At 70.5% G+C, this 20,506-nt stretch carries 19 protein-coding genes, 1 tRNA gene and 1 pseudogene; 13 read left to right on the top strand and 8 right to left on the bottom strand.

Translation table 11 applies throughout. The features are described 5' to 3' along the window. Positions 1-24 precede the first annotated feature (24 nt). Positions 25-528 carry a hypothetical protein gene (locus IPT68_RS17925; protein WP_194073987.1) on the bottom strand — a complete coding sequence of 168 codons (504 nt, stop codon included), beginning with the start codon at positions 526-528 and terminating at the stop codon, positions 25-27. After that, positions 501-788 carry a hypothetical protein gene (locus IPT68_RS17930; protein WP_194073988.1) on the bottom strand — a complete coding sequence of 96 codons (288 nt, stop codon included), beginning with the start codon at positions 786-788 and terminating at the stop codon, positions 501-503. The genes IPT68_RS17925 and IPT68_RS17930 overlap by 28 nt, the downstream gene beginning before the upstream one ends. A 941-nt stretch (positions 789-1,729) precedes the next feature. Between IPT68_RS17930 and IPT68_RS17935 the strand changes: the two genes are divergently transcribed. Next, positions 1,730-1,990 (top strand): hypothetical protein, encoded by a 261-nt coding sequence (locus IPT68_RS17935; RefSeq protein WP_189696064.1) that lies wholly within the window; start codon positions 1,730-1,732, stop codon positions 1,988-1,990. A gap of 105 nt (positions 1,991-2,095) precedes the next feature. On the opposite strand, the pseudogene IPT68_RS17940 reads toward IPT68_RS17935, so the two are convergent. Beyond that, positions 2,096-3,322: pseudogene (locus IPT68_RS17940) on the bottom strand (IS256 family transposase). A gap of 462 nt (positions 3,323-3,784) precedes the next feature. On the opposite strand from IPT68_RS17940, the gene IPT68_RS17945 reads away from it, so the two are divergent. Both IPT68_RS17945 and IPT68_RS17950 read left to right on the top strand, forming a co-directional pair. Continuing rightward, positions 3,785-4,198, top strand: coding sequence for an Imm10 family immunity protein (locus IPT68_RS17945; RefSeq protein WP_189696063.1), 414 nt, complete (start codon positions 3,785-3,787; stop codon positions 4,196-4,198). Between the two features lie 152 nt (positions 4,199-4,350). Then, positions 4,351-4,689, top strand: a complete 339-nt coding sequence (locus tag IPT68_RS17950; protein WP_189696062.1) for a hypothetical protein — start codon at positions 4,351-4,353, stop codon at positions 4,687-4,689. 119 nt (positions 4,690-4,808) lie between these two features. Here the strand turns inward: IPT68_RS17950 and IPT68_RS17955 are convergent. Both IPT68_RS17955 and IPT68_RS17960 read right to left on the bottom strand, forming a co-directional pair. Continuing rightward, positions 4,809-4,893, bottom strand: a tRNA-Ser gene (locus tag IPT68_RS17955). A gap of 125 nt (positions 4,894-5,018) precedes the next feature. Continuing rightward, positions 5,019-6,497: a S1C family serine protease gene (locus IPT68_RS17960; RefSeq protein WP_189696061.1), complete on the bottom strand. Its 1,479-nt coding sequence runs from the start codon at positions 6,495-6,497 to the stop codon at positions 5,019-5,021. Positions 6,498-6,734: 237 nt separating this feature from the next. Between IPT68_RS17960 and IPT68_RS17965 the strand changes: the two genes are divergently transcribed. From IPT68_RS17965 to IPT68_RS17975, 3 genes are all read left to right on the top strand, one after another. Then, on the top strand, positions 6,735-7,562 hold the full coding sequence (locus IPT68_RS17965; protein WP_189696060.1) for a glycerophosphodiester phosphodiesterase family protein: 828 nt from the start codon (positions 6,735-6,737) through the stop codon (positions 7,560-7,562). Positions 7,563-7,701: 139 nt separating this feature from the next. Continuing rightward, on the top strand, positions 7,702-8,340 hold the full coding sequence (locus tag IPT68_RS17970) for an ATP-binding protein (RefSeq protein WP_189696059.1): 639 nt from the start codon (positions 7,702-7,704) through the stop codon (positions 8,338-8,340). A gap of 200 nt (positions 8,341-8,540) precedes the next feature. Further along, positions 8,541-9,506 (top strand): DUF5926 family protein, encoded by a 966-nt coding sequence (locus tag IPT68_RS17975; protein ID WP_189696058.1) that lies wholly within the window; start codon positions 8,541-8,543, stop codon positions 9,504-9,506. Positions 9,507-9,788: 282 nt separating this feature from the next. On the opposite strand, the gene IPT68_RS17980 is transcribed toward IPT68_RS17975, so the two are convergent. Both IPT68_RS17980 and IPT68_RS17985 read right to left on the bottom strand, forming a co-directional pair. After that, positions 9,789-10,373 carry a hypothetical protein gene (locus tag IPT68_RS17980; RefSeq protein ID WP_189696057.1) on the bottom strand — a complete coding sequence of 195 codons (585 nt, stop codon included), beginning with the start codon at positions 10,371-10,373 and terminating at the stop codon, positions 9,789-9,791. Positions 10,374-10,428: 55 nt separating this feature from the next. Further along, on the bottom strand, positions 10,429-11,094 hold the full coding sequence (locus IPT68_RS17985; RefSeq protein WP_189696056.1) for a bifunctional DNA primase/polymerase: 666 nt from the start codon (positions 11,092-11,094) through the stop codon (positions 10,429-10,431). A 505-nt stretch (positions 11,095-11,599) separates the two neighbouring features. On the opposite strand from IPT68_RS17985, the gene IPT68_RS17990 reads away from it, so the two are divergent. Further along, positions 11,600-13,105, top strand: a complete 1,506-nt coding sequence (locus tag IPT68_RS17990; protein ID WP_189696055.1) for a PP2C family protein-serine/threonine phosphatase — start codon at positions 11,600-11,602, stop codon at positions 13,103-13,105. Positions 13,106-13,202: 97 nt separating this feature from the next. Continuing rightward, on the top strand, positions 13,203-14,669 hold the full coding sequence (locus tag IPT68_RS17995) for an aminopeptidase P family protein (RefSeq protein WP_189696054.1): 1,467 nt from the start codon (positions 13,203-13,205) through the stop codon (positions 14,667-14,669). Between the two features lie 121 nt (positions 14,670-14,790). Here the strand turns inward: IPT68_RS17995 and IPT68_RS18000 are convergent, their stop codons facing one another. Then, positions 14,791-15,240 carry an ATP-binding protein gene (locus tag IPT68_RS18000; RefSeq protein WP_189696053.1) on the bottom strand — a complete coding sequence of 150 codons (450 nt, stop codon included), beginning with the start codon at positions 15,238-15,240 and terminating at the stop codon, positions 14,791-14,793. 324 nt (positions 15,241-15,564) lie between these two features. Here IPT68_RS18000 and IPT68_RS18005 point away from each other — a divergent pair, with 324 nt between their 5' ends. From IPT68_RS18005 to IPT68_RS18025, 5 genes are all read left to right on the top strand, one after another. Further along, entirely contained in the window at positions 15,565-16,398 is an 834-nt protein-coding gene (locus IPT68_RS18005) for a hypothetical protein (protein ID WP_189696052.1), read from the top strand. 154 nt (positions 16,399-16,552) lie between these two features. Then, positions 16,553-17,305, top strand: a complete 753-nt coding sequence (locus IPT68_RS18010) for a YcnI family copper-binding membrane protein (protein ID WP_189696051.1) — start codon at positions 16,553-16,555, stop codon at positions 17,303-17,305. Between the two features lie 78 nt (positions 17,306-17,383). After that, entirely contained in the window at positions 17,384-18,034 is a 651-nt protein-coding gene (locus IPT68_RS18015; RefSeq protein WP_189696050.1) for an SCO family protein, read from the top strand. Beyond that, entirely contained in the window at positions 18,031-18,474 is a 444-nt protein-coding gene (locus IPT68_RS18020) for a copper chaperone PCu(A)C (RefSeq protein WP_189696049.1), read from the top strand. Before IPT68_RS18015 ends, IPT68_RS18020 begins: the two co-directional genes overlap by 4 nt. 13 nt (positions 18,475-18,487) lie before the next feature. Continuing rightward, complete coding sequence (locus tag IPT68_RS18025; RefSeq protein WP_189696048.1) at positions 18,488-20,467, top strand: copper resistance CopC/CopD family protein; 1,980 nt, start codon at positions 18,488-18,490, stop codon at positions 20,465-20,467. The last annotated feature ends 39 nt before the right edge of the window (positions 20,468-20,506 follow it).

Consider the following 20,506-nt stretch of genomic DNA (forward strand, 5'->3'; position numbering starts at 1 on the left):
GGCGCCTCACGGTTTACCGCGCAACTACTCCTTGACGTCGACCGCGTCGCCGACCGCGATCGCGCCGCCGGTGGTGGAGTCGCCCTTGTAGGCCCACCGCCAGGCGCCGTCGACGGAGGCCGTGACCGTGGCCTTCAGCGCGCCACCACTGCCGGTCTGCACCGTCTTGACCACGCGGTAGGAGCCCCCGTCGGGCCGGAACTGCAGTTCCACCGCCTTGCCGGACTGCCCCACGTACGTCTGGGTGTTCCAGTCCGCGTGCGTCAGCTTGCCGGTGACGGTCAGGGTCTGGCCCTTCACCACCGGCTCCGGACCCGCGGTGGTGTAGGCCAGGACGGAGGCGCGCTTCACCGTGGTCGGATACAGGCCGCCCTTGCCGACGACGTTGTGGTCGCTGTCCACCGCCTTGAGGTAAACGTGCCAGGTGCCCGCGACGCCGTTGCCGACGAACGTCTTCGGGTCGATCGCCAGGCTCTGCACGCAGCGCGCGACAGTGGCGCTCAGGTCCCGGCAGGATGCGTCCGCCACGGGTCGGCTCCGGGCGCTCCAGGCATCGAAGCCCCCGCGTACAGGGTCGCCTCGGTGAAGTAGAGCTTGTGGGTGTGGTGCACGTTGTAGTACACGCGGAAGGTCCGGGGCGTGCCCGTCCCCACGACCAGCGGCTGACCGCTGTTGATCGCGATGCTGGAGAACGTGATCGGGCTCTCCTCCGCCTGGGCCGCCGGAGCGACCAGCGCGGAAAGAGCCAGGGCGCCGCAGACGGCACCCACAAAGGAGCGAATACGCACGTTGGTGTCCCCCACCTAAGCCCGCCGGACTCCGCCTGACGGGATCTTGATGACGCGAGGAGCGTAAAACCCGCATGGCCACCTGAACAGGGGAAAGGTTCGCTGTTACGGAGTCAGAACATCGGTTGAACACTTCACCAACAACAGCGACGCACCAGTGACCACGACCCTCTGACGTCGATCCGGGGCAGGCACAGCGCGGGGCCTTGGCTCCGCCTTGATCTGGCTGGATGATCGATTTCAAGGGGTTCAGTGGTCCCTACCTTGTTGATCGGGATGAGCGAGCCATTCGTAGGGTTGGCTCACCCAGGGGGGTCGAGTGTGGCTTTCAGTGGTCTGCCGTCCGTGGCTTCCTACGATTCGCCGCCCGACACCCCCGACGACTCGGCTGCTGATTAGGAATTGCGATCCGATCGCTGAGTAGGGACTCGCCAGCGAGGTCGTCTGTGGTGCAGGTAAGCAAGCGACCCGCGTGCCAAAGCCTCTCCACGCCGCCCGCGTAAGAACCGTGCGGCACCGGCCAGGTACCCTCCGACACGTGGAAGAAGAGCGCCCGCTGTGGCGGAGAATGGCGGGCCCAGTGCTGGTCACCTGGCCATTGCTGACGCTCGTGTCGTGGGGCATAGCGCGACTGCTGGATATGGACAAGGGCCTCGCAGACTGTGCGTTTTTCGTAGGTTTGATGATGACTGGCGGGCCGATTTCCGAAGCGGGACGCCGGTGGCGGGAGCGGAGACGCCAAGCCACGTCTCGCTGATCGGACATACAAGGCGGCACGGGCCGTCACGGGGCCGTCCGAGGGGAACCAGCGTTGACCACCGATGACAGCCAACCACCAAGTCGACGCAGATCAACGAGGCCTGGGGGCAGAAGGGTGCAGGTGGGAAACGTGGCGCACCACTTCCAGAAGAACTCGTCGGCCCTGCCCGTAGGCTCGGAGTATGGATGTTCAGCCGACGCTTGACGAGATCGAAGACCGATTTGTTGCTCTTGTCGAGGGGCGGCTGAGCCGGGACGACGCCGATCGATGGGCGGCACACTGGGTGACCAAGAGCGACCTTGCCTGGGGTGATCTTGAATGGTGGGCGCTCAACCTCTTGCACGGCGTTGATCTTCCTGCGAGCGCCACGGGCGGCTTCCTGCACGACGACGAGCAGGTACTCGCATGGCTTGGCGAGCTTCGACTGCGCCGAGCGGTGTAGACGGTCCTCATGGCCGTGCCCCCTGCGTGCCCGTTCCGGCGGGACATTACGGGGACTCACGGGGAACAAGGGCGCCAACCATGCTTCGGCCCAGGTCAGGGAGGGTCATGTCCCCTGTGGTGGTGTAGCCGGACCGATCTGGTCGTTGTTGGGGTAGATCTTGTCCATGCTGCCTTCGGGGAGGTAGCGGCGGGGGAAGGCGATCCACTCGTCGTGCATCTCGATGAGCACGGCAGTGGTGAGTCGTTCGAGGGCGGCGGGGTTGGGGAAGATCTGGACGACGTCGGTCCGGCGTTTGATCTCGCGGTTGATCCGTTCCAGCGGGCTGGTCGACTGGATCTTCTTTCAGTGCCGATCTGGGAAGTCCGCGAACGCGGTCAGGTCCTCCTTCGCTTCCAGGAGCATGGCCCTGACCTTGGGGAACTGGTGGCCGAGCATGTCGGCGACGGTGTCGAGCTGGGCCCGGACGGCTGCGGCGTCAGGCTGGGTGAAGATCGTGCGGACGGTCGCGGCCACCATTTCCGCGGAGTCCTTCGGGATCACCGCGAAAACGTTGCGCAGGAAATGAACGCGGCATCTTTGATAGCCGGCGCCGAGCATGACTTTGCGCACGGCCTTGACCAGACCCGAGTGGTGGTCGGCGATGACCAGGCGGACCCCGTTCAGGCCCCGTTCGCGCAGCGAGCGTAGGAACTCGCTCCAGAACGCTTCGGTCTCGCTGTCGCCGACCATCAGTCCCAGCACTTCGCGTCCGCCGTCCTCCGTGATGCCGGTGGCGATGACCACGGCCTGGGAGACGATCTGGTGGTTCACCCGGGCCTTGCAGTAGGTGGCGTCCAGGTAGATGTAGGGGAAGCGGGTGTGGTCCAGCGGGCGGGTGCGGAAAGCGGTGAGTTCAGCATCCAGTCCGGCGCAGAGCCGGGAGACCTCGCTCTTGGAGATCCCGGTGTCCGCACCCAGGGCCCTGACCAGGTCGTCCACGCTGCGGGTGGACACTCCGTGGACATATGCCTCAACGATGACGGCGTAAAGGGCCTGGTCGATCCGGCGGCGGCGTTCGAGCAGGCTCGGGAAGAAGGTGCCGGTGCGGACCTTGGGGATGGCCAGGTCCAGGTCTCCGGCCTGCGTGGTCAGCACTTTGTCGCGGTGACCGTTGCGCCAGGTCGTACGGGTCACGACGTGCTCGCCGGGCTCCGCGCCGATGTGGGCGGTGGCCTCGGCCTCGATGAGTTCCTGCAGGATCCGCTGGGCCAGGATCCTGATCAACTCGATTCCGTCCGCCGTACGCAGTGACTCCATCAGCCGGAGTAAGTCATGCTGGGACAAGGCCATCGTGTCACCTCTCTCAACGAGCTTCGCTACTCGGAGAGTTGCGCGATGGCCGCCTCATGACCAGGGGCTATGCGGAGATCGCTGCTACACCACTCGGCGGGACACCATCTCAGGGAGTGCCCAGGCCAGCCGTCATCCGCATACGGCGTCTTCCAAACTGGTGCTCCAGGCCCGAGAGAATGGCCACGCTTGTCAAGGCTGCGTGCGGCGGCTGACACCAGCGGCTGACACCAACAAGCACGTACAGCAGCGGTCGGCGCCGAACCTCAGGGGACAATCGACCGGGGCGCTGGCCCGGTCGACCGACGCCAGCGGTCCCCTGTGATCGACCTGATAAGGATGAGGCCATAGCGCCATACAACTGGGGCGGTGCACCTGGCAAGGGGTGCGCCGCTCCCGTTGTCTTGTCTGGGGTCCCCCGAGTGATCGAGACTGTCAGGCCCGAGTGCTAGAAACACCCGCATGGCGTACAGATTCACGGCGCAGATCGCTTGCGGGTTCGATGATCCGGATCAAGACGACTGTGTGATGGCGGGTGTGGCCGAGTCGGACGACGAGGATGGGTTCTCCCTGTTGTTCATGTGCGACTTTGAGGAGCCCGACGCGCAGGAAGTGTCCTTGGGGATGGACACCCACTGTCTTGTCACGCCGGATCAGGGCACCGCATATGGCTGTGTGCGTGAGGTGGAACTGGACGGAGACGTGCTTCGGGTGACGTTGGACCCTTCGTCGCTGGACGCGCTCGGCTTGGCCGACCCCATCGTCGAGGCCTTGCTGCGGGCGCCGGCGGTCGACGTGGCACGCATGCGCGAGGTGCTGTCGCGCATCCTGGCGTACGGGCGTCCAGGTGCCCACCCGAGACTGATCAACCTGTAGCGAGTACAGCAGCGCAGTACAGCAACCCCAGCAACCAAGCCCGACCGGTAGCACCCTCGATAGCCGCGTCAGGACCGGTATGACCACCAACAGCCGCTCCGCATAGAGCTACGGATCAGATGCTGAGCCTCTGTAGCAGGCATCATGAACCCGTGGGGATAGACGTGGAGCTGCACTCAGCACGGCCAGCGCGTAACTGGCGCAAGTCCCGAACGACGCTGCTGAAGAGTTCGTACGGGCACGGTGACGCGTTGGCCGATGCGATCGGCTCGCTTCGGCTGCTCGGAGTGCCGGGGCGGCTGACCGTTGTGGATCCGTACGGGGATGCTCTGATGAACGAGCAGGAGGTTGTCCTTGCTCTCGGCGAGATCCCCGATCTACGGCAACGGTGCACCGATGAGCGTCAGCTCGCTGCCTTGGACGATCTTGCAAGGTTGCTGGAGCAGTGCGCCGGCACCCCAGGCAGCTATCTGTGGTTTCAGGGCGACTGAAGCCCGTGCCCCATCCGTGCCCGATCGACCGGGAACTCACGGGGAATCACGGTCATTAGCGGGCACCACGCAAGGTGAAGGCCCCCGACCGATGTTCCTGGTCAGGGGCCGTTCATCTGCGGTGGGTGTGGGATTTGAACCCACGGTGACTCGCGCCACGACGGTTTTCAAGACCGTTCCCTTAGGCCGCTCGGGCAACCCACCTCGCGCCGCCCACCAGTGGCGGAGCGGGTACAGAGTACCGGCCCGACGCGGGACGCGGGGGACTCGGGCGACGCGGAAGGGGTGCCCCCGTCGAGGGACACCCCTGTGCGGAGGGGGACGCGGGATCAGCTGTCGCCGACGCGGGAGCCCAACGTGAGTTCCACGGTGTTGGTGCGGCCGTCGCGTTCGTAGGTGATCGTGACCTTGTCCCCGGGCTTGTGGGTCCAGATCTCGCCGATCAGGGTCGGGCCGCTGTCGATCACCGTGTCGTCGAGCTTGGTGATGACGTCGCCGGGCTTCAGGCCGGCCTTGTCGGCGGGACCGCCCGCCTCGACCGGGTCGGTGCCGCCCGCGCCCGTGTCGGTGATCTTCGCGCCGTCGGTGGTGTCCTCCAGGGAGACGGACGCCCCGATCTTCGCGTACACCGGCTTGCCCGTCTCGATCAGCTCCTGGGCGACATACTTCGCCTGGTTGATCGGGATGGCGAAACCCAGGCCGATGGAGCCGGACTGGCCGGTGCCGAAGCCGCCGTTGCTGCTGGACTGGATCGCGCTGTTGATGCCGATGACGTTGCCCTTGGCGTCCAGCAGCGGGCCGCCGGAGTTGCCGGGGTTGATCGAGGCGTCAGTCTGCAGGGCGCTCATGTACGACGCCTGGCTGCCGGTGCCGTCACTGGAGGCCACGGGGCGGTTCTTGGCACTGATGATGCCGGTCGTGACCGTGTTCGACAGGCCGAAGGGGGCGCCGATGGCGATCGTGGAGTCGCCGACGGCCACCTTGTCGGAGTCGCCCAGGGTGAGCGGCTTCAGGTCCGAGGGGGCGCTCTTGAGCTTGATCACCGCCACGTCGTAGCCCTGCGCGTTGCCGACGACCTCGGCGTCGTACTTCTTGCCGTTCGGGAACGTGGCCGTCAGCTTGCCGCCGTCGACCGCCTCGGCCACCACGTGGTTGTTCGTGATGATGTGGCCCTCGGTGTCGAAGACGAAGCCCGTGCCGGTACCGCCCTCGCCGCTGCTGCTCTCGGCCTCGATGGTGACGGTGCTCGGCAGCGCCTTGGCGGTCACCGCGGCGACCGTACCGGGATCGCGCTTGATGTCGCCGCCGCTTTCGGAGGCGGAGACGGTGGTGGAGCTCGCGTCGTCGTTCTTGGCCAGCGTGTAGCCGAGGCCGCCGCCCAGACCGCCCGCGACCAGCGCGGCCACCAGCACCGCGGCGAGCAGGCCACCGCGCCGGCCCCGGGGCTTCGGCTCGGGCTGCGCGTACGCGGTTCCCCAGCCGGAGCCGTCACCCGCCCCGCCGGCGCCCTGCGTGGGGTACGCGTGCGTGGGCGGCGGCGGGGGCGGCCAGCCGCCCTCGGGCGCGGAGTCCGGGGAGCCGCCCTGCGGCGCCGACGCGTACGCGGGAGCGCCCGGGGCGTGCGACGGCTGCTCCGCCGCTCCGGGGGCGCTGTGGGGAGGCGTGGTGGGCAGGGGCGTCGTCGGCGCGTCGACGGCGGGGGCGTAGGGGGGCGCGGGCTGCTGCGGGGAGGCTGCGGGGGTGTCCACCGGCACAGGAGGTGCGGACGGGGCCGGGGGTACCGCAGTGCCCTCGTTCTCGGTGCTCACAGCTTCTCTCCTCGGTCACTGCTGTCGGTCAGGCGCGATGCGGCTGTACCTGTGCTCGCTTGTGAAATATGTATGCCGTCAGCTTTTCCCACGGGACGTCAGAGCACGATAAGCGGTCGCTGTGGGTGCGCGACGTACCTTTATATGGGACCAGTCATACTAAAAGGGCGCATTCCCACTGCAGCCGAATTACCTCCGCCCCCACGGCTACCCCCTGTCGGTGGCACCATGACGCGGGTGACGCACGCACGACAGCACCGGACCCAGGTCGTCGCCCACCGCGGTGCCTCCGAGGACGCCCCCGAGCACACCCTGGCCGCGTACAAGAAGGCGATCGAGGACGGGGCGGACGCCCTGGAGTGCGATGTCCGGCTGACTGCCGACGGGCATCTCGTGTGCGTCCACGACCGCCGGATCAACCGCACGTCCAACGGCCGCGGCGCGGTCTCCGCCCTGGAGCTGGCCGACCTCGCCGCGCTGGACTTCGGCTCCTGGAAGTACCGCGGCTCACTGCACCACCGCGACGAGGAGCCCGACTGGGTGCACCGCCCGGAGGATCCTGCGGAGACCTCCGTCCTCACGCTGGAGCGGCTGCTCGCCCTCATCGCGGACTCCGGGCGGCGGGTGGAGCTGGCGATCGAGACCAAACACCCCACACGCTGGGCGGGGCAGGTGGAGGAGCGGCTGCTGCTGCTCCTGAAGCGGTTCGGACTGGACGCTCCGGCCTCGCCGGAGGAGTCCGCGGTACGGGTCATGAGTTTCTCGGCACGCTCCCTGCACCGGGTCCGGGCGGCCTCGCCGACGCTGCCGATCGTCTATCTCATGCAGTTCCTCTCACCACGGCTGCGCGACGGACGACTGCCCGCGGGTGTCCGGATCGCGGGCCCCTCGATGCGGATCGTGCGCAATCACCCCCTGTACATCGAGCGCCTGAAGCGAGCCGGGCACCAGGTGCACGTGTGGACCGTGAACGAGACCGCGGACGTGGATCTCTGCGTTGACCTGGGGATCGACGCCATCATCACCAACCGACCGCGCGCGGTGCTGGAGCAACTGGGTCGCTGACCCATGAAACGAACCTTGACCAGGAAGGGGGACTGCATCATCCTCCGGTCACGGCTACACCGTCGAAATCCAGCCACCTGCCGACCGGACCCTTACAGGGAGTGCTCCGGCGCGTTCGGTCCGTGTTCGATCGTTGCGAATGCGTCTCCGGACGTTGATTGGCCGGTTTCCGGTTCAGGCCAATGGGGCATCCACACCGTGGCGTGGGGCGAAGGAGGTCTCGGGGGTGGCGTTGGTGGTGGCACAGGGGGTGCCCACGTCGTCGAGCATGGCCGTACCCCATGGTCCTGCGGGCGTGGGCAAGGCGCGGCACCGGATGCGCGACCAGTTGCGCAGGGGTGGCGTGGCGGAATCGGTCATCGACGATGCCGTACTGGTCCTTTCCGAACTGCTGAGCAATGCCTGCAAACACGGCCGGCCGCTGGGCAACGCCCTGGCCGGCGACGGTGACGTCAGGGCCGCGTGGCGCCTGGACCCGGGTGGCAGGCTGGTCGTCGAGGTGACGGACGGCGGCGGACCGACGCGTCCGGCCCCGGCGACGCCCTCGGTCACCGCGCACGGCGGCCGCGGCCTGAACATCATCACGGCACTGGCCGACGACTGGGGCGTCCGGGACGACACGCAGGGCGAGGTCACGGTCTGGGTGGTGGTCCACGACGGCGTGCGCGATCCGGCCGCGGCGCACCGCCGCGAGGACTTCGCTACGCGTGTCACGGCACCGCCCGTCTCGGCCCTTACCGAGCTGGACTTCGCGGACGCCTTCGACGACCTGGACTGAGACCACGGCGGCCGGGCTCGGGCCGGCCAGAGCCGGCCACGGGTGACCGAGTTCTCCGCACACATGGGTGACCTCGGGCCCGCCGCCCCGCCGGCCCCGTCGTCCACAACGCTCCCGTCGTCCACAGGGTCCCGTCCTGCCGCTCACGAGCGGCTAGGCTCCCGCCGTACGAGACGAGCCGTAACCGGGAGACACCCACCATGGCCAAGAAGCGACCCCAGACGAAGGCCACGCGCCCGCAGCTCACGGACGGAGAGATCCCGGTCGTCGGCGCCCGTGAGCCCTGCCCCTGCGGCAGCGGACGCCGTTACAAGGCGTGCCACGGCCGGGCCGCCGCACAGGCCGCGACCGAGCTGGTGCACCGCCCCTTCGAAGGGCTGCCCGGCGAGTGCGACTGGGTCGCCCTGCGCGAGCTGGTCCCGGCGGCCACCGCCGAGCTGACCCTGAAGGACGGTCTCCCCGAGGGCGTCCCGTCGGTCACGCTCGCCACGGTCCTGCCGATGGCCTGGCCCGCCCTGCGCCGCGACGACGGCTCGGTCCTGCTCGGCCTGCAGAACGACACCTCGTCCGGCGACCTCAGCCGCGACCTCGCCGACACCCTGTCGCGCGCGCTGCAGGCGCAGCCCGGAACCCCGGTGAAGGGCCGCCGCGCCCCCGCCGACGGCCCCCGCCTGCAGGACCTGCTCGACCCGAAGGCCCCGTTCGAGCCCGTGGTGCACTCCGGCTTCGAGTTCTGGGTGCCGGACCCGGAGAGCGCCACGCCGGACGTGACCGCCTCCCTGGAGCGGGCCAACGCCGCCGCCATCCCGACGGTCAAGCTCCAGGGCGTGGAGGCGGCGTACTGGTGCGAGACGCCGGAGAAGAACCACCTGCGCTGGGTCATGCCGCACCCGGAGGAGCAGCTTCTGGACGCTCTCGCGCGGCTGCACGCGGCGGGCCGGGCCGGCCTCGGTGAGGGCACCCGCCTCGTCGGCTCGTTCCGGGCGCACGGTCTGACCGTGCCGGTGTGGGACCTGCCGAGCGGTGTCACCGCCGACGACATCGAGAAGCCGGCGGCGGAGTTCGCCGAGCGGCTCGCCGCCGCGTTGGCCACGGACGCGCCGCTCACCGCGGACGAGCGCCGCGCGCGCGGAGGGCTGACCAACCGTCAGGTGACCCTCAACTGACCCACGGCTGCGGCTGAGCGGCTCCGCCGGCACACGGCGGCCGCAGAGGCCCTCGGCTGACCGGTCGGTCAGCCGAGGGTTCACCGAAGCAGGTGACTCCAGTCGCAACTCCCGTTGCCCGTAAGCCAGTCGGTGTCCGAATAGCCGGGGAAAGCAAGAGATCGAATTTGCTAACCGCCGATCTCTTGTTACCGTTCGAGGAGCCCGGTTGCTGGTGCATCCCCCGTCGCCAGCAACCGGGTCTTTCCCTGTGCGGAGTCGCTCACGCAACGCCGCCGTCGGTCAACTGCCCGTAGGCGCCGTGGAGTTGCTCCCCGTGCGCAGCAGTGCCGGACCCCGGCCGCCCGGCGCGCCGAACTCCGCGATCGCCGAGTAGGCCGTCGGCTCGCCCCCCGTCGGCTCCCGGGGCGTCTCGCAACTGGCCGGTTCGTCCTCCGCGCCGACCGGACAGCGCATCTGCACCGTCCGCCCGCCCGGTCCCATCAGGCTCAGCACGGCGTCCAGGGTCTCGCCGGTCGCGTTGCGGTAGTAGGTGCGCGCCCAGGTCTCCTCGCCCTGCGTCAGCACACAGGTCTGCGCCTCGATGCCGTCGGGCGAGGTGACTTCGGGGCCGCAGCGGGTGGCGGTGGCCAGGCCGAGGCCGAGCAGGTGGGGGGAGCGGGCGGCGTCGGGCTCGGTGGCCTCCCCGTCGGGGGCGTCGGCGCCGACAGCGGGCTCCTCGGCGACCTGGGCCTTGGCGTCACGTTCCGACAGCCGTACGGCAGCGGTCTGCCGGTCGTCGTCCGCGGGCCCCGCGGACGCCATGGCCAGCGGCAGTGCCACCGCGCACGTCGCGACGGCCGCGAGGGCGAGCAGGCGGACATTCATGAGGGGACGATAACGACCGGCACCGGGCGCCGGGTTCCGCGCGCGCCCGACACCCTCAGAACTCGGGCGCGCTCACACCCGTACGGGTGAGGGCGTCGACCACGGCGTCCACCACGGCCTCGACGTCGGGCACCCACGGCGCGGCCGAGCCGGGCAGCGGCGCTCGCTCCCAGCGGATCTGCCCCTGACCGGTCTCCGACGGCGGCAGCGCGAGATAGCCGCCCTCGCTGTGGAAGCGCAGGGAGCCGGGGACGAAGTCCTTGGCGTAGAGCAGTTCGCCGAGCTGTTCCATGGAGTACGGCCGCACGAGCACCGCCCAGCGGGTGCGGGAGGCGAGGACCGGGCCGAGGCGCATGCCCGTGCGGTCCAGCGCGGTCAGGGCGCGCGCCGCCGCGGGCGCCGGCAGGCTGACCGCGCAGGGTGCCGTGCCGCCGGTGGCCAGGATGATCGGCGCCGCCGGCCGGTTGGTCCACCACCAGCGCACCATGCGCTCGTCGGTGGTGGCCGCCAGCAGCCCGGGGTCGAAGGGGTGCGCGCCGGGCACCGTGCACTCGGGGTCGGGGCAGCCGCAGCCGGCCCGGCCCTGCGGGTCCGCCATGACGCCCGGGAGTACGGGCCATTTCCATTCCGTCGCGAAGGTCAGGGCCGCGCTGATCACGTCAGGCCTCCCGTCGTTCCGCCTGGACAGGAGCCTGCGTCGCCTTCCGAGGATCTCGCGCATGAGCGCTCGTTCCTTTCCGTTGCACGCCTGGCAACACCGTGGTCCACATCACATCATGTGTCGATCACTTCACTGTGCGTACCTGTTGGCGCATCACACCCGGGCCATCGAGCACGGGGAACCCCTATGGGCCGATCGTTGGCTGCGTCCGCGTCCATACTGCGTCCATCTCGAGCATGGGCGTGGCGTGGGGTGGCGAAGTGTGGCGTTTGCCGTGCCGCGCATTTCTCTTCGCCGCCGTCACGGGAGGATGGGGCTCGGTCGTCGGTGGCTAAGACGCCCGGGTCCGTCACCAGGTTCCGGGTGCCCCCCAACCACCCCTGGCCTTCACCGAGTACGTACCCATCACGACCGCTGTGACGCTCCGTGGAGCAAGCCCAGTCGACCGCAATGGGGCATTACCCGAAGCAGTTTTCAGCCAACTTCCGCTTTCCGCAAGAGATCCCGGGACATCCCGCCCGGAAACCACGACAGACCCACGGACACCAGTAATCCCAGCAGGACAATGCTGGACATCTCCTCACGAGTGCGTGTACATGTGGAGACACTGCTAGCGGCGCAAAATGACATGGGGGTTTGCGATGCTTCTGAGCAAAACGCGCCGGTCGGAAAGCCGGACGCCATGAACGCCCCGCACCCTCCGAAAGTGGCTGGAATCGATCCGACGGTTCCGGCACCCGCACACACTGTCGCGCCCTCCTCCCCGACCGCCTCCGCCGTCACCACCGGCCCCGGGGCCCTCCTCCAGGACCGCCTCGCCGGCTGGGTCTCGGACCTCACGACGCTGCACGAACTCACCGAACGCCTGGCCCGCACGGGCACACTCGCCGAGGCGCTGCGGGAACTGCTGCGCGCCGGAGCGGCCCTGGTGGGCGCCCGGCGCGGTCTCGTCGTACTGGAACCGGCCGACGGTCTCGGCCCGCGCCGCACCGTCGGGCTGGGCCTCGCCCCCGCGGATCTCGGCCACATCGAGACCGTGCCGCGCGGTTCGATGCCATACGGCGACCTGCTGGACGCCCCGGTCGGGCCGCCGGGCGGCGTCCGGGAGATCGTTCGGCCCGATCTGCTCGCCGAGGACGGCCTCGACCCCCGCCACCGCGAGGTGGCCCGCCGCCTCGGCTACGCCGCCAGCTACGCCCTCCCCCTGGCCACCGAGGCCGGCCGCCTCGGCGCCGCCGTGTGGCTCTACGACGAACCCGCCGAACCGGTCGAACGGCAGCGGCACCTCGTCGGCCTGTACGCCCGCTACGCCGGCGAACACCTCGCCCGGCTGCTCGAAGTCGAGCGCACGCGCGCGTGCATGGCGACCATCTCCGAGGAACTGCTGCCGTCCCGGCTCCCCCGCGTCTCCGGTGTCCAGCTCGCCGCCCGGCACCGCACCGGACCGCGCGGCGGCGGCGACTGGTACGACGCCCTGCCGCTGCCGGACGCCGCCCTCGGTCTCGCCGTGGGGTCCGTCACCGGGTCGGGGCCCAGCGCGGTCGCCGCGATGGGACGGCTGCGGGCCTCCCTGCGCGCGTACGCCGTGATGGAGGGCGAGGACCCGGTCGCCGTCCTGTCCGACCTGGAGCTGCTGCTCCGGCTGACCGAGCCCGCCCGCTCCGCCACCGCCCTGTTCGCCTACGTCGAACCCGCGTTGCACAAGATCACGCTGGCCGGTGCCGGGCACTGCCCGCCGCTGCTGATCGGGGAGCGGCGCACGGAGTTCGTGGAGACGTCGGTCTCGGCGCCGCTCGGCATGCTCGCCTGCTGGGAGGCGCCCAGCGTGGAGGTGCAGGCGGAGCCCGGAGAGACGGTTCTGCTGTACACCGACGGGCTGCTCCAGCGCACCGGCGACCCCGTGGACCGCGCCTTCGCCCGGCTGCACGCCGCGGCGGCCTGCCTGCCGCGGGCCAAGCGCCGTGATCCGGACGCGCTGGTCGACCACGTCCTGCGGACAGTGCTCCCCGACGAACTGCACTCGGCGGACAGCGAGGAGGACGTGGTGCTGCTGGCGGCGCGCTTCGAGTGACCCCGGCGTCACGCCGACGCCCGGGACGGTCTTCCGGCCCCGGGCCCCCTTTCGTGCGACCGTACGATGGAGGGGGTCCAGTGCCGTATCTAGGAGGATGACCGTGGCCGAAGAGCTCCCGGAGACCCCGGTTGAGGCTTCTGAGGAAGAGCCCATCAAGCAGCGCAAGAACGGCCTGTACCCGGGCGTGTCCGACGAGCTGGCCGAGAACATGAAGTCCGGCTGGGCCGACACCGAGCTGCGCGACCTGCAGCCGATCCCGCAGGCCGCCGAGACGGCCGCCCGCCGCGCCGCGCTCTCCGCCCGCTTCCCCGGCGACCGCCTGGTGATCCCCGCCGGAAACCTCAAGACCCGCTCGAACGACACCGAGTACGCCTTCCGCGCGTCGGTCGCGTACGCGTACCTCACCGGCAACCAGACCGAGGACGGCGTCCTGGTCATGGAGCCGACCGCGGGCGGCCACCAGGCCACGATCTACCTGCTGCCCCGTTCCGACCGCGAGAACGGCGAGTTCTGGCTGGACGGCCAGGGCGAGCTGTGGGTCGGCCGCCGGCACTCGCTCACCGAGGCGGAGCAGCTGTACGGCATCCCCGCCTCCGACGTCCGTGAGCTGGCCGACCGGCTGCGCGGGGCGACCGGTCCGGTGCGGGTCCTTCGGGGGTACGACGCCGGGATCGAGGCCGCGCTGAACGACAAGGTCACCGCCGAGCGGGACGAGGAACTGCGGGTGTTCCTCTCCGAGATGCGCCTGGTGAAGGACGAGTTCGAGATCGGCGAGCTGCAGAAGGCCGTCGACTCGACGGTGCGGGGCTTCGAGGACGTGGTGCGCGTCCTGGACAAGGCCGAGGCGACCTCCGAGCGGTACATCGAGGGAACGTTCTTCCTCCGCGCGCGCGTGGAGGGCAACGACGTGGGCTACGGCTCCATCTGCGCCGCCGGCCCGCACGCCTGCACGCTGCACTGGGTGCGCAACGACGGGCCGGTGCGGTCGGGTGATCTGCTACTGCTGGACGCGGGCGTGGAGACGCACACGTACTACACCGCGGACGTGACGCGGACGCTGCCGATCAACGGGCGGTACAGCGAGATCCAGCGCAAGATCTACGACGCGGTCTACGACGCCCAGGAGGCCGGGATCGCGGCGGTGAAGCCGGGGGCGAAGTACCGGGACTTCCACGACGCGGCTCAGCGCGTGCTCGCCGAGAGGCTGGTCGAGTGGGGGCTGGTCGAGGGACCGGTCGAGCGGGTGCTGGAGCTCGGGCTGCAGCGCCGCTGGACGCTGCACGGGACCGGGCACATGCTCGGCATGGACGTCCACGACTGTGCGGCGGCGCGGACCGAGACGTACGTCGACGGCGTGCTGGAGCCGGGGATGTGCCTGACCGTCGAGCCGGGCCTGTACTTCCAGGCCGACGACCTGACCGTGCCGGAGGAGTACCGGGGCATCGGCGTCCGGATCGAGGACGACATCCTGGTGACCGAGGACGGGAACCGGAACCTCAGCGCCGGGCTGCCCCGGCGGGCGGACGAGGTCGAGGAGTGGATGGCCTCCCTCAAGGGGTGAGGACGAGCCTCGAAGGATGACGACGTGCCTCGAGAAATGAGGCGTGACGGCCGGACGCCGAGCGGGGTGTCCGGCCGTCGTCGTTCGCTCTCACCGGCCGGGAACGTCGTGTCCCGCAGCGCTACACCGCCATCAGCGGCGCGTCCTCTCTCCACTTGAGGATCTTGTCGAAGCTGACCACGGCCCCGTCCCGGCCGGGGTGGTTGCCGATGTGGACGTGATCGGCGAGTTCCTCGATGAGGCAGAGGCCCCGGCCGTGTTCGGCGTCCGTGCGGGCCGGCGGCGTACGGGGGTGGGGGCGGGTGAAGCCGGGGCCGGAGTCGGTGACCTCGATGCGGCACTTCTCGCCGTCGAGGTAGGCGGTGACCCGGTACACCTCGCAGGAGCGGCCGTGCGCGGTGTCCCCGCCGTGCTCCACGGCGTTCGCGCAGGCCTCGGTGAGCGCGACGGAGAGGTCGTACGAGACGTCCGGGTCGACTCCGGCCGTCTCCATCGTGCCGAGCAGCAGACGCCGGGCGAGCGGCACGCTCGCGGCCTCGCGCCGCAGATGGAGTGACCACCAGATGCTCATGCTCCAGCCTCCTGGCCGCGGCTCGACATACCGTTACCTATTACCGCGCGTAGGCGTATGTAAGCGCGGATTCAACGTGATGCCGCCCATACGGGGGATGCGCTCACGGTGGCGAACGGTGTATGTGGGGCCGGAGTCTTCCGGACGGGTGACCGGCGGTGGCAGGCGCGCCGGGCCTGCCGGTACAGACGTGGATGTTCCGGACTCGTAGGGAAGTTGCGGACCGTACGCATTCTTGCGGACCGAACGGAATTCGTGGACCGTACGGAATCTTGCGGACCTGCCGTATGACGGCGACGAGCCCAGTGCGATGATGAGCCCGCCATGTCTGCCCCCCACCCGCGCACGGTGCGCACCGGAGCAGGGCTCCGGATCCCGCGGGCCGCGGTCTTCGCCGCGGTCTGCGTCGTGCTGTCCGGGGCCGGGCACGCCATCGCCTCCTGCGCCACGGTTCCGCTGTGGACGCTGGGCGCCGGCTTCCTGGGAGTGCTCCTGGTGGCGGCGCCCCTCGCCGGGCGGGAGCGCTCGCTGCCGGCGATAGCGGCGCTGCTCGCGGCCGGGCAGACCGTGCTGCACACGCTGTTCGGGCTGGGTCAGCACAGTACGGCGGCCGCGTCCGCCGCGGCTCCCCCGGTGACCGGCGCGGCGTCCGACGCGGCGCTCGTCGCGCAGGCCGCGCGGCTGGTGTGCGGAGCCACGGCGGCGGCGCTCAGTCCGGCGCAGGCCCAGCGGATCCTCGTCGACGCCCGGCTCTACCCGGGTACCGACCCGGCAACGCACGCCGCGCATCATCCGGCGGACGCCATGTCCACCGCCGCCGACTCCTCCACCGCGCTGCTGCCGTCGCTGCCCATGCTGCTCGGCCACGTCCTCGCGGCGGTCGTCGCGGGGTGGCTGCTGCGCCGCGGTGACCTCGCCCTGCTGCGGATCGCCGAACTCTCGGCGCATGCGGTCGCGGAAGGCGCGCCCGTACGATCCCTGCGCGCGGCGTTCGCGCTGGCGCGCGCCCTGCGTGCCGGGCTCCCCGGCGCGCCGGACGTCCGCCCGGGCATCCGGCGCGCTCCCGCACACGTGATCCCCGAGCCTCGCACCACCGCACTCCAGCACACCGTGATCCGGCGCGGGCCGCCTGCCGCCGTGCTCGTTCTCGCCGCCTGACGCGCCGCGCTCCGCCACTTCCTTCCGTGGGCCGCCGCCGTCGCGCGGCACGCATGCGTGCGTCCCGATCACCGCAGGGCCTCAACGGGCACCGTCACGCGCGCGTACCCCTCTTCGCCAACGGAACCTCACTCGAAGTGGAGTGCTCATCGCCATGAAGGCCTTCCGTCTCGCCGCCGCCACCACTGTCGCCGCCTCGGCCGTCGTCGTCCTGTCCGCCCCCGCCCTCGCGCACGTCAGCGTGCAGCCGGAGGGCACGGCCGCCAAGGGCGGCTACGCGGTCGTCGACTTCAAGGTCCCCAACGAGCGCGACGACGCGTCGACCACCAAGCTGGAGATCAACTTCCCGACCGAGCACCCACTGTCCTCGGTGCTGCCCGAGCCGGTGCCGGGCTGGGACGTCAAGGTGACCAAGTCCACGCTGGACAAGCCGCTCGAGGTGCACGGGCGGCAGATCACCGAGGCAGTCAGCAAGGTCACCTGGACCGCCGACGGCGACGGCATCGAGCCCGGCTTCTTCCAGAAGTTCCCGGTCTCCGTGGGCGCGCTGCCCGAGGACGCCGACGAACTCGTCTTCAAGGCGATCCAGACGTACGACAACGACGAGGTCGTGCGCTGGATCGAGGTGCCGCAGGAGGGCCAGGAGGAGCCGGAGAACCCGGCGCCCGTGCTGGAGCTGACCGCCGCCGAGGACGACCACCACGGCTCGTCGGCGTCCGGGCAGGCCTCCGAGGAGCCCTCCGACGACGCCTCGGCCGCCGCCGCCGACACCACCGCCGAGGCCGCCGTCGAGCCGGCCGACAGCACCGACACCACCGCCCGTGTCCTCGGCGTCGTCGGCATCGTCGTCGGCGCGGCCGGTGTGGCGTACGGCGTGCTGGCCGGCCGTCGGCGCGACACCGCCTGACGCCTCCGCTCCGACGGTGTGTGCCGGGGCGTACGGCCCCGGTGCGCACCGAAGAATTCACATCTGGGACATTTTTCTATGCGCAAGAAGACGTTCGCGGCGGCCGCGCTGCTCGCCGCCGCCACCCTGACCCTGTCCGCCTGCGGCACCGGCGACGACGGCGGTTCGCCCGTCGCCGTGGTCTCCGAGGAGGGCGGTTCCGACAAGGCGGGCACCGTCCTCGACCAGCCGTTCGAGAAGCCGGACCTGGTGCTGACGGACACCGACGGCGAGAAGTACGACCTCCGCAAGGAGACCGCGGGCAAGCCGACGCTGATCTACTTCGGCTACACCAACTGCCCCGACGTCTGCCCGCTGACGATGAACAACATCGCCGTCGCCAAGACCAAGCTGCCCAAGGCGCAGCAGGACGAGCTGCGGATCGTGTTCGTCACCACCGACCCGGACCGGGACACCCCGGCCGCGCTCGGCAAGTGGCTCAAGGGCATCGACCCCCGGGTCGTCGGCCTGAGCGGCGACTTCCCGACCGTCCAGGCCGCCGCCCGCACCCTCGGCATCTCCATCGAGGCGCCGCACAAGGAGAAGGGCAAGATCGTCTCCGCGCACGGCACCCAGGTCGTCGCCTTCTCCCCGAAGACCGACGCCGGGTACGTGCTCTACGGCGAGGACGCCACCGTCGACGACTACATCAAGGACCTCCCCAAGCTGGTCAAGGGGGAGAGGCCGTGAGGCGTACGGCCGTGACGGCGGCCCTGCTGGCGGGCGCGCTGGCGCTCGCGGGATGCGGCTCCGACTCGGAGGCGGACCTGTCCGTGAGCGCCGCCTACATGCCGCAGCCCGTCTCGGACACCATGGCGGCGGGCTTCCTGACCGTCGCCAACCGGGGCGGCACGGAGGACGCGTTGACGTCCGTGACCAGCGACATCGGCGAGGTGACCGTGCACCGGACGGTGGACTCGGCGATGCGGGAGGTCACACGGCTGCCGGTGCCCGCGCACGGTGAACTCGTGCTGGAGAGCGGCGGAAACCACCTGATGTTCGAGAAGCTGAAGCGCAAGCCGAAGCAGGGCGAGACGGTCTCCGTCGAACTGCACTTCGCCGAGTCCGGCCGCGTCACGGTGGAGATGCCGGTGAAGTCCGCGACGTACACCCCGGATTCCGGGCACTGAGGGAGGGACCACCGTGACACCGACCGTCGCTGCCCGCCTGCGTGGCCTGGCGCTGCTGATCCTGGCCGCCGCCGCGCTGCTTCTCGGCGCCGCCGGGACCGCCTCCGCGCACGCCGCGCTGACCGGCAGCGACCCCCGGCAGGGGACGGTGGTCGACAAGGCCCCGGCGCAGGTCTCGCTCACCTTCTCCGAGGCCGTCTCGCTCTCCGACGACTCGCTCCAGGTGCTCGACCCCAAGGGCGAGCGGGCCGACACCGGCGGGCCGAGCAACGTCAGCGGGACGACGTACGCCGTGAAACTGCACTCGGGCCTGCCCGACGGCACGTACACGGTGGCCTATCAGGTGGTCTCCGCCGACAGCCATCCGATCTCCGGCGCCTTCACCTTCTCCATCGGCGCGCCCTCGTCGACCTCCGTCACGGTGACCGGTCAGACGGCCGGCGGCGGGGTCGTCGGGTGGCTGTACGGCTTCGGGCGGTATGTGTCGTACGCCGGGTTCGTCGTGCTGGCCGGTGGGGCCGCCTTCGTGCTGGCCTGCTGGCCGCGCGGCTCCGGCGTGCGGACCGTGCAGCGGCTCGTCGTCGCGGGGTGGGTGGCGCTGACGGCCGCGACGCTGGGCCTGCTGTCGCTGCGCGGCTCGTACACCCGGTCCGGCTCGCTCGGCGACGTCTTCGACCTCGAACTGCTCGGACAGGTCCTCCAGACCAAGACGGGGGCGGCGCTCGTCTCACGGCTGCTGCTGCTCGCCGCGGCGGCGCTGTTCATCGCCGTGCTCTTCGGGGCGTACGAGAAGCGGGACGACGACGAGAAGCGGGACCTGACCTTCGGGCTGGCGCTCGGCGGGGGTGTCGTGGCCGCGGGGATCGCCGCGACGTGGGCGATGGCGGAGCACGCGTCCAGCGGGCTCCAGCCGGGGATCGCCATGCCGGTCGACGTCGTCCATCTGCTGGCGGTGGCAGCCTGGCTCGGTGGGCTGAGCGCGCTGCTGGTGTCGCTGTACCGGGCGCCCGCCGAGGCTCCGCTGGAGGCGAGCGCGGTGCGGCGGTTCTCGCAGGTCGCCTTCGGCAGCGTGATCGCGCTGGTCGTGACCGGCCTCTACCAGTCGTGGCGGCAGGTCGGTTCCTGGTCGGCGCTCACCGGGACGCGCTACGGCCAGTTGCTGCTGGTCAAGGTCGGGCTGGTGGCGCTGCTGGTCGGCGTCGCATGGATCTCGCGCCGGTGGACCGGGCGGCTGGCGGACACCGTGGTCGCCGGTGGCGCCGGGAAGCGGCGGGACAGGGAGAACGCCGAGGCCGGGACGCCGTCGGGGGGCCGTGGGGCCAAGGGCGCGGTGCGGTCGGGGGCCGCGGGAGCCAAGGGGTCCGGCGCCGGCGCCGGTTCGGGCGACTCCGCGCAGGGCGGTTCCGGCGACTCCCAGCGGGCCGCTCAGCTCGCGCGGCAGCGGGCCGCCGTGGACGCGGCCCGGCAGAAGCGCGAGCGGGACGCGGATCCGAACCGGTACGGGCTGCGCCGCTCGGTGCTGGCCGAGGCGGGCGTCGCGGTCGTCCTGCTCGCGGTGACGACCGCTCTGACCTCCGCCGAGCCGGGGCGCACGGTGGAGGAGGCCGAGGCGGCCGCCGCGTCCTCCTCGTCCGTCGCGTCCTCGGCCACCGGGGTGGTCACGCTGGACATGGCCTTCGACACGGGCGGCGAGGACGGCAAGGGCGTCGTTCGGCTCGACATCGACCCGGCCCGGGTCGGCGGCAACGACATGCACGTCTACGTGCAGCGCCCCAACGGGCGGGCCTTCGACATCCCCGAGGTGAAGGTCGCCTTCACCCTGGAGTCCAAGAACCTCGGGCCGCTGCCCGTCGTACCCGACCACATCACCACCGGACACTGGTCGGCGAGCGGAGTGCAGATCCCCATGGCCGGCGAATGGGAAATCGCCGTGACCGTGCGGACCTCCGACATCGACCAGGTGACCGTCTCCAAGAACGCGCAGATCGGCTGAACACCCCATGGCTGAGCACACGGCTGACCACACGGCTGA

The organism is Streptomyces chromofuscus (genome assembly GCF_015160875.1).
Taxonomy (GTDB): domain Bacteria; phylum Actinomycetota; class Actinomycetes; order Streptomycetales; family Streptomycetaceae; genus Streptomyces; species Streptomyces chromofuscus.

Bases quoted from the DNA above. Each gene is read 5' to 3' on its own strand.
- IPT68_RS17990 (WP_189696055.1), top strand. From the start codon at position 11,600: ATGCTGGACATCTCCTCACGAGTGCGTGTACATGTGGAGACACTGCTA.
- IPT68_RS17970 (WP_189696059.1), top strand. From the start codon at position 7,702: ATGCGTCTCCGGACGTTGATTGGCCGGTTTCCGGTTCAGGCCAATGGG.
- IPT68_RS17980 (WP_189696057.1), bottom strand. From the start codon at position 10,373: ATGAATGTCCGCCTGCTCGCCCTCGCGGCCGTCGCGACGTGCGCGGTG.
- IPT68_RS17975 (WP_189696058.1), top strand. From the start codon at position 8,541: ATGGCCAAGAAGCGACCCCAGACGAAGGCCACGCGCCCGCAGCTCACG.
- IPT68_RS18010 (WP_189696051.1), top strand. From the start codon at position 16,553: ATGAAGGCCTTCCGTCTCGCCGCCGCCACCACTGTCGCCGCCTCGGCC.
- IPT68_RS18015 (WP_189696050.1), top strand. From the start codon at position 17,384: ATGCGCAAGAAGACGTTCGCGGCGGCCGCGCTGCTCGCCGCCGCCACC.
- IPT68_RS17945 (WP_189696063.1), top strand. From the start codon at position 3,785: ATGGCGTACAGATTCACGGCGCAGATCGCTTGCGGGTTCGATGATCCG.
- IPT68_RS18000 (WP_189696053.1), bottom strand. From the start codon at position 15,240: ATGAGCATCTGGTGGTCACTCCATCTGCGGCGCGAGGCCGCGAGCGTG.
- IPT68_RS17935 (WP_189696064.1), top strand. From the start codon at position 1,730: ATGGATGTTCAGCCGACGCTTGACGAGATCGAAGACCGATTTGTTGCT.
- IPT68_RS17985 (WP_189696056.1), bottom strand. From the start codon at position 11,094: ATGCGCGAGATCCTCGGAAGGCGACGCAGGCTCCTGTCCAGGCGGAAC.
- IPT68_RS17995 (WP_189696054.1), top strand. From the start codon at position 13,203: ATGACCGTGGCCGAAGAGCTCCCGGAGACCCCGGTTGAGGCTTCTGAG.
- IPT68_RS18005 (WP_189696052.1), top strand. From the start codon at position 15,565: ATGTCTGCCCCCCACCCGCGCACGGTGCGCACCGGAGCAGGGCTCCGG.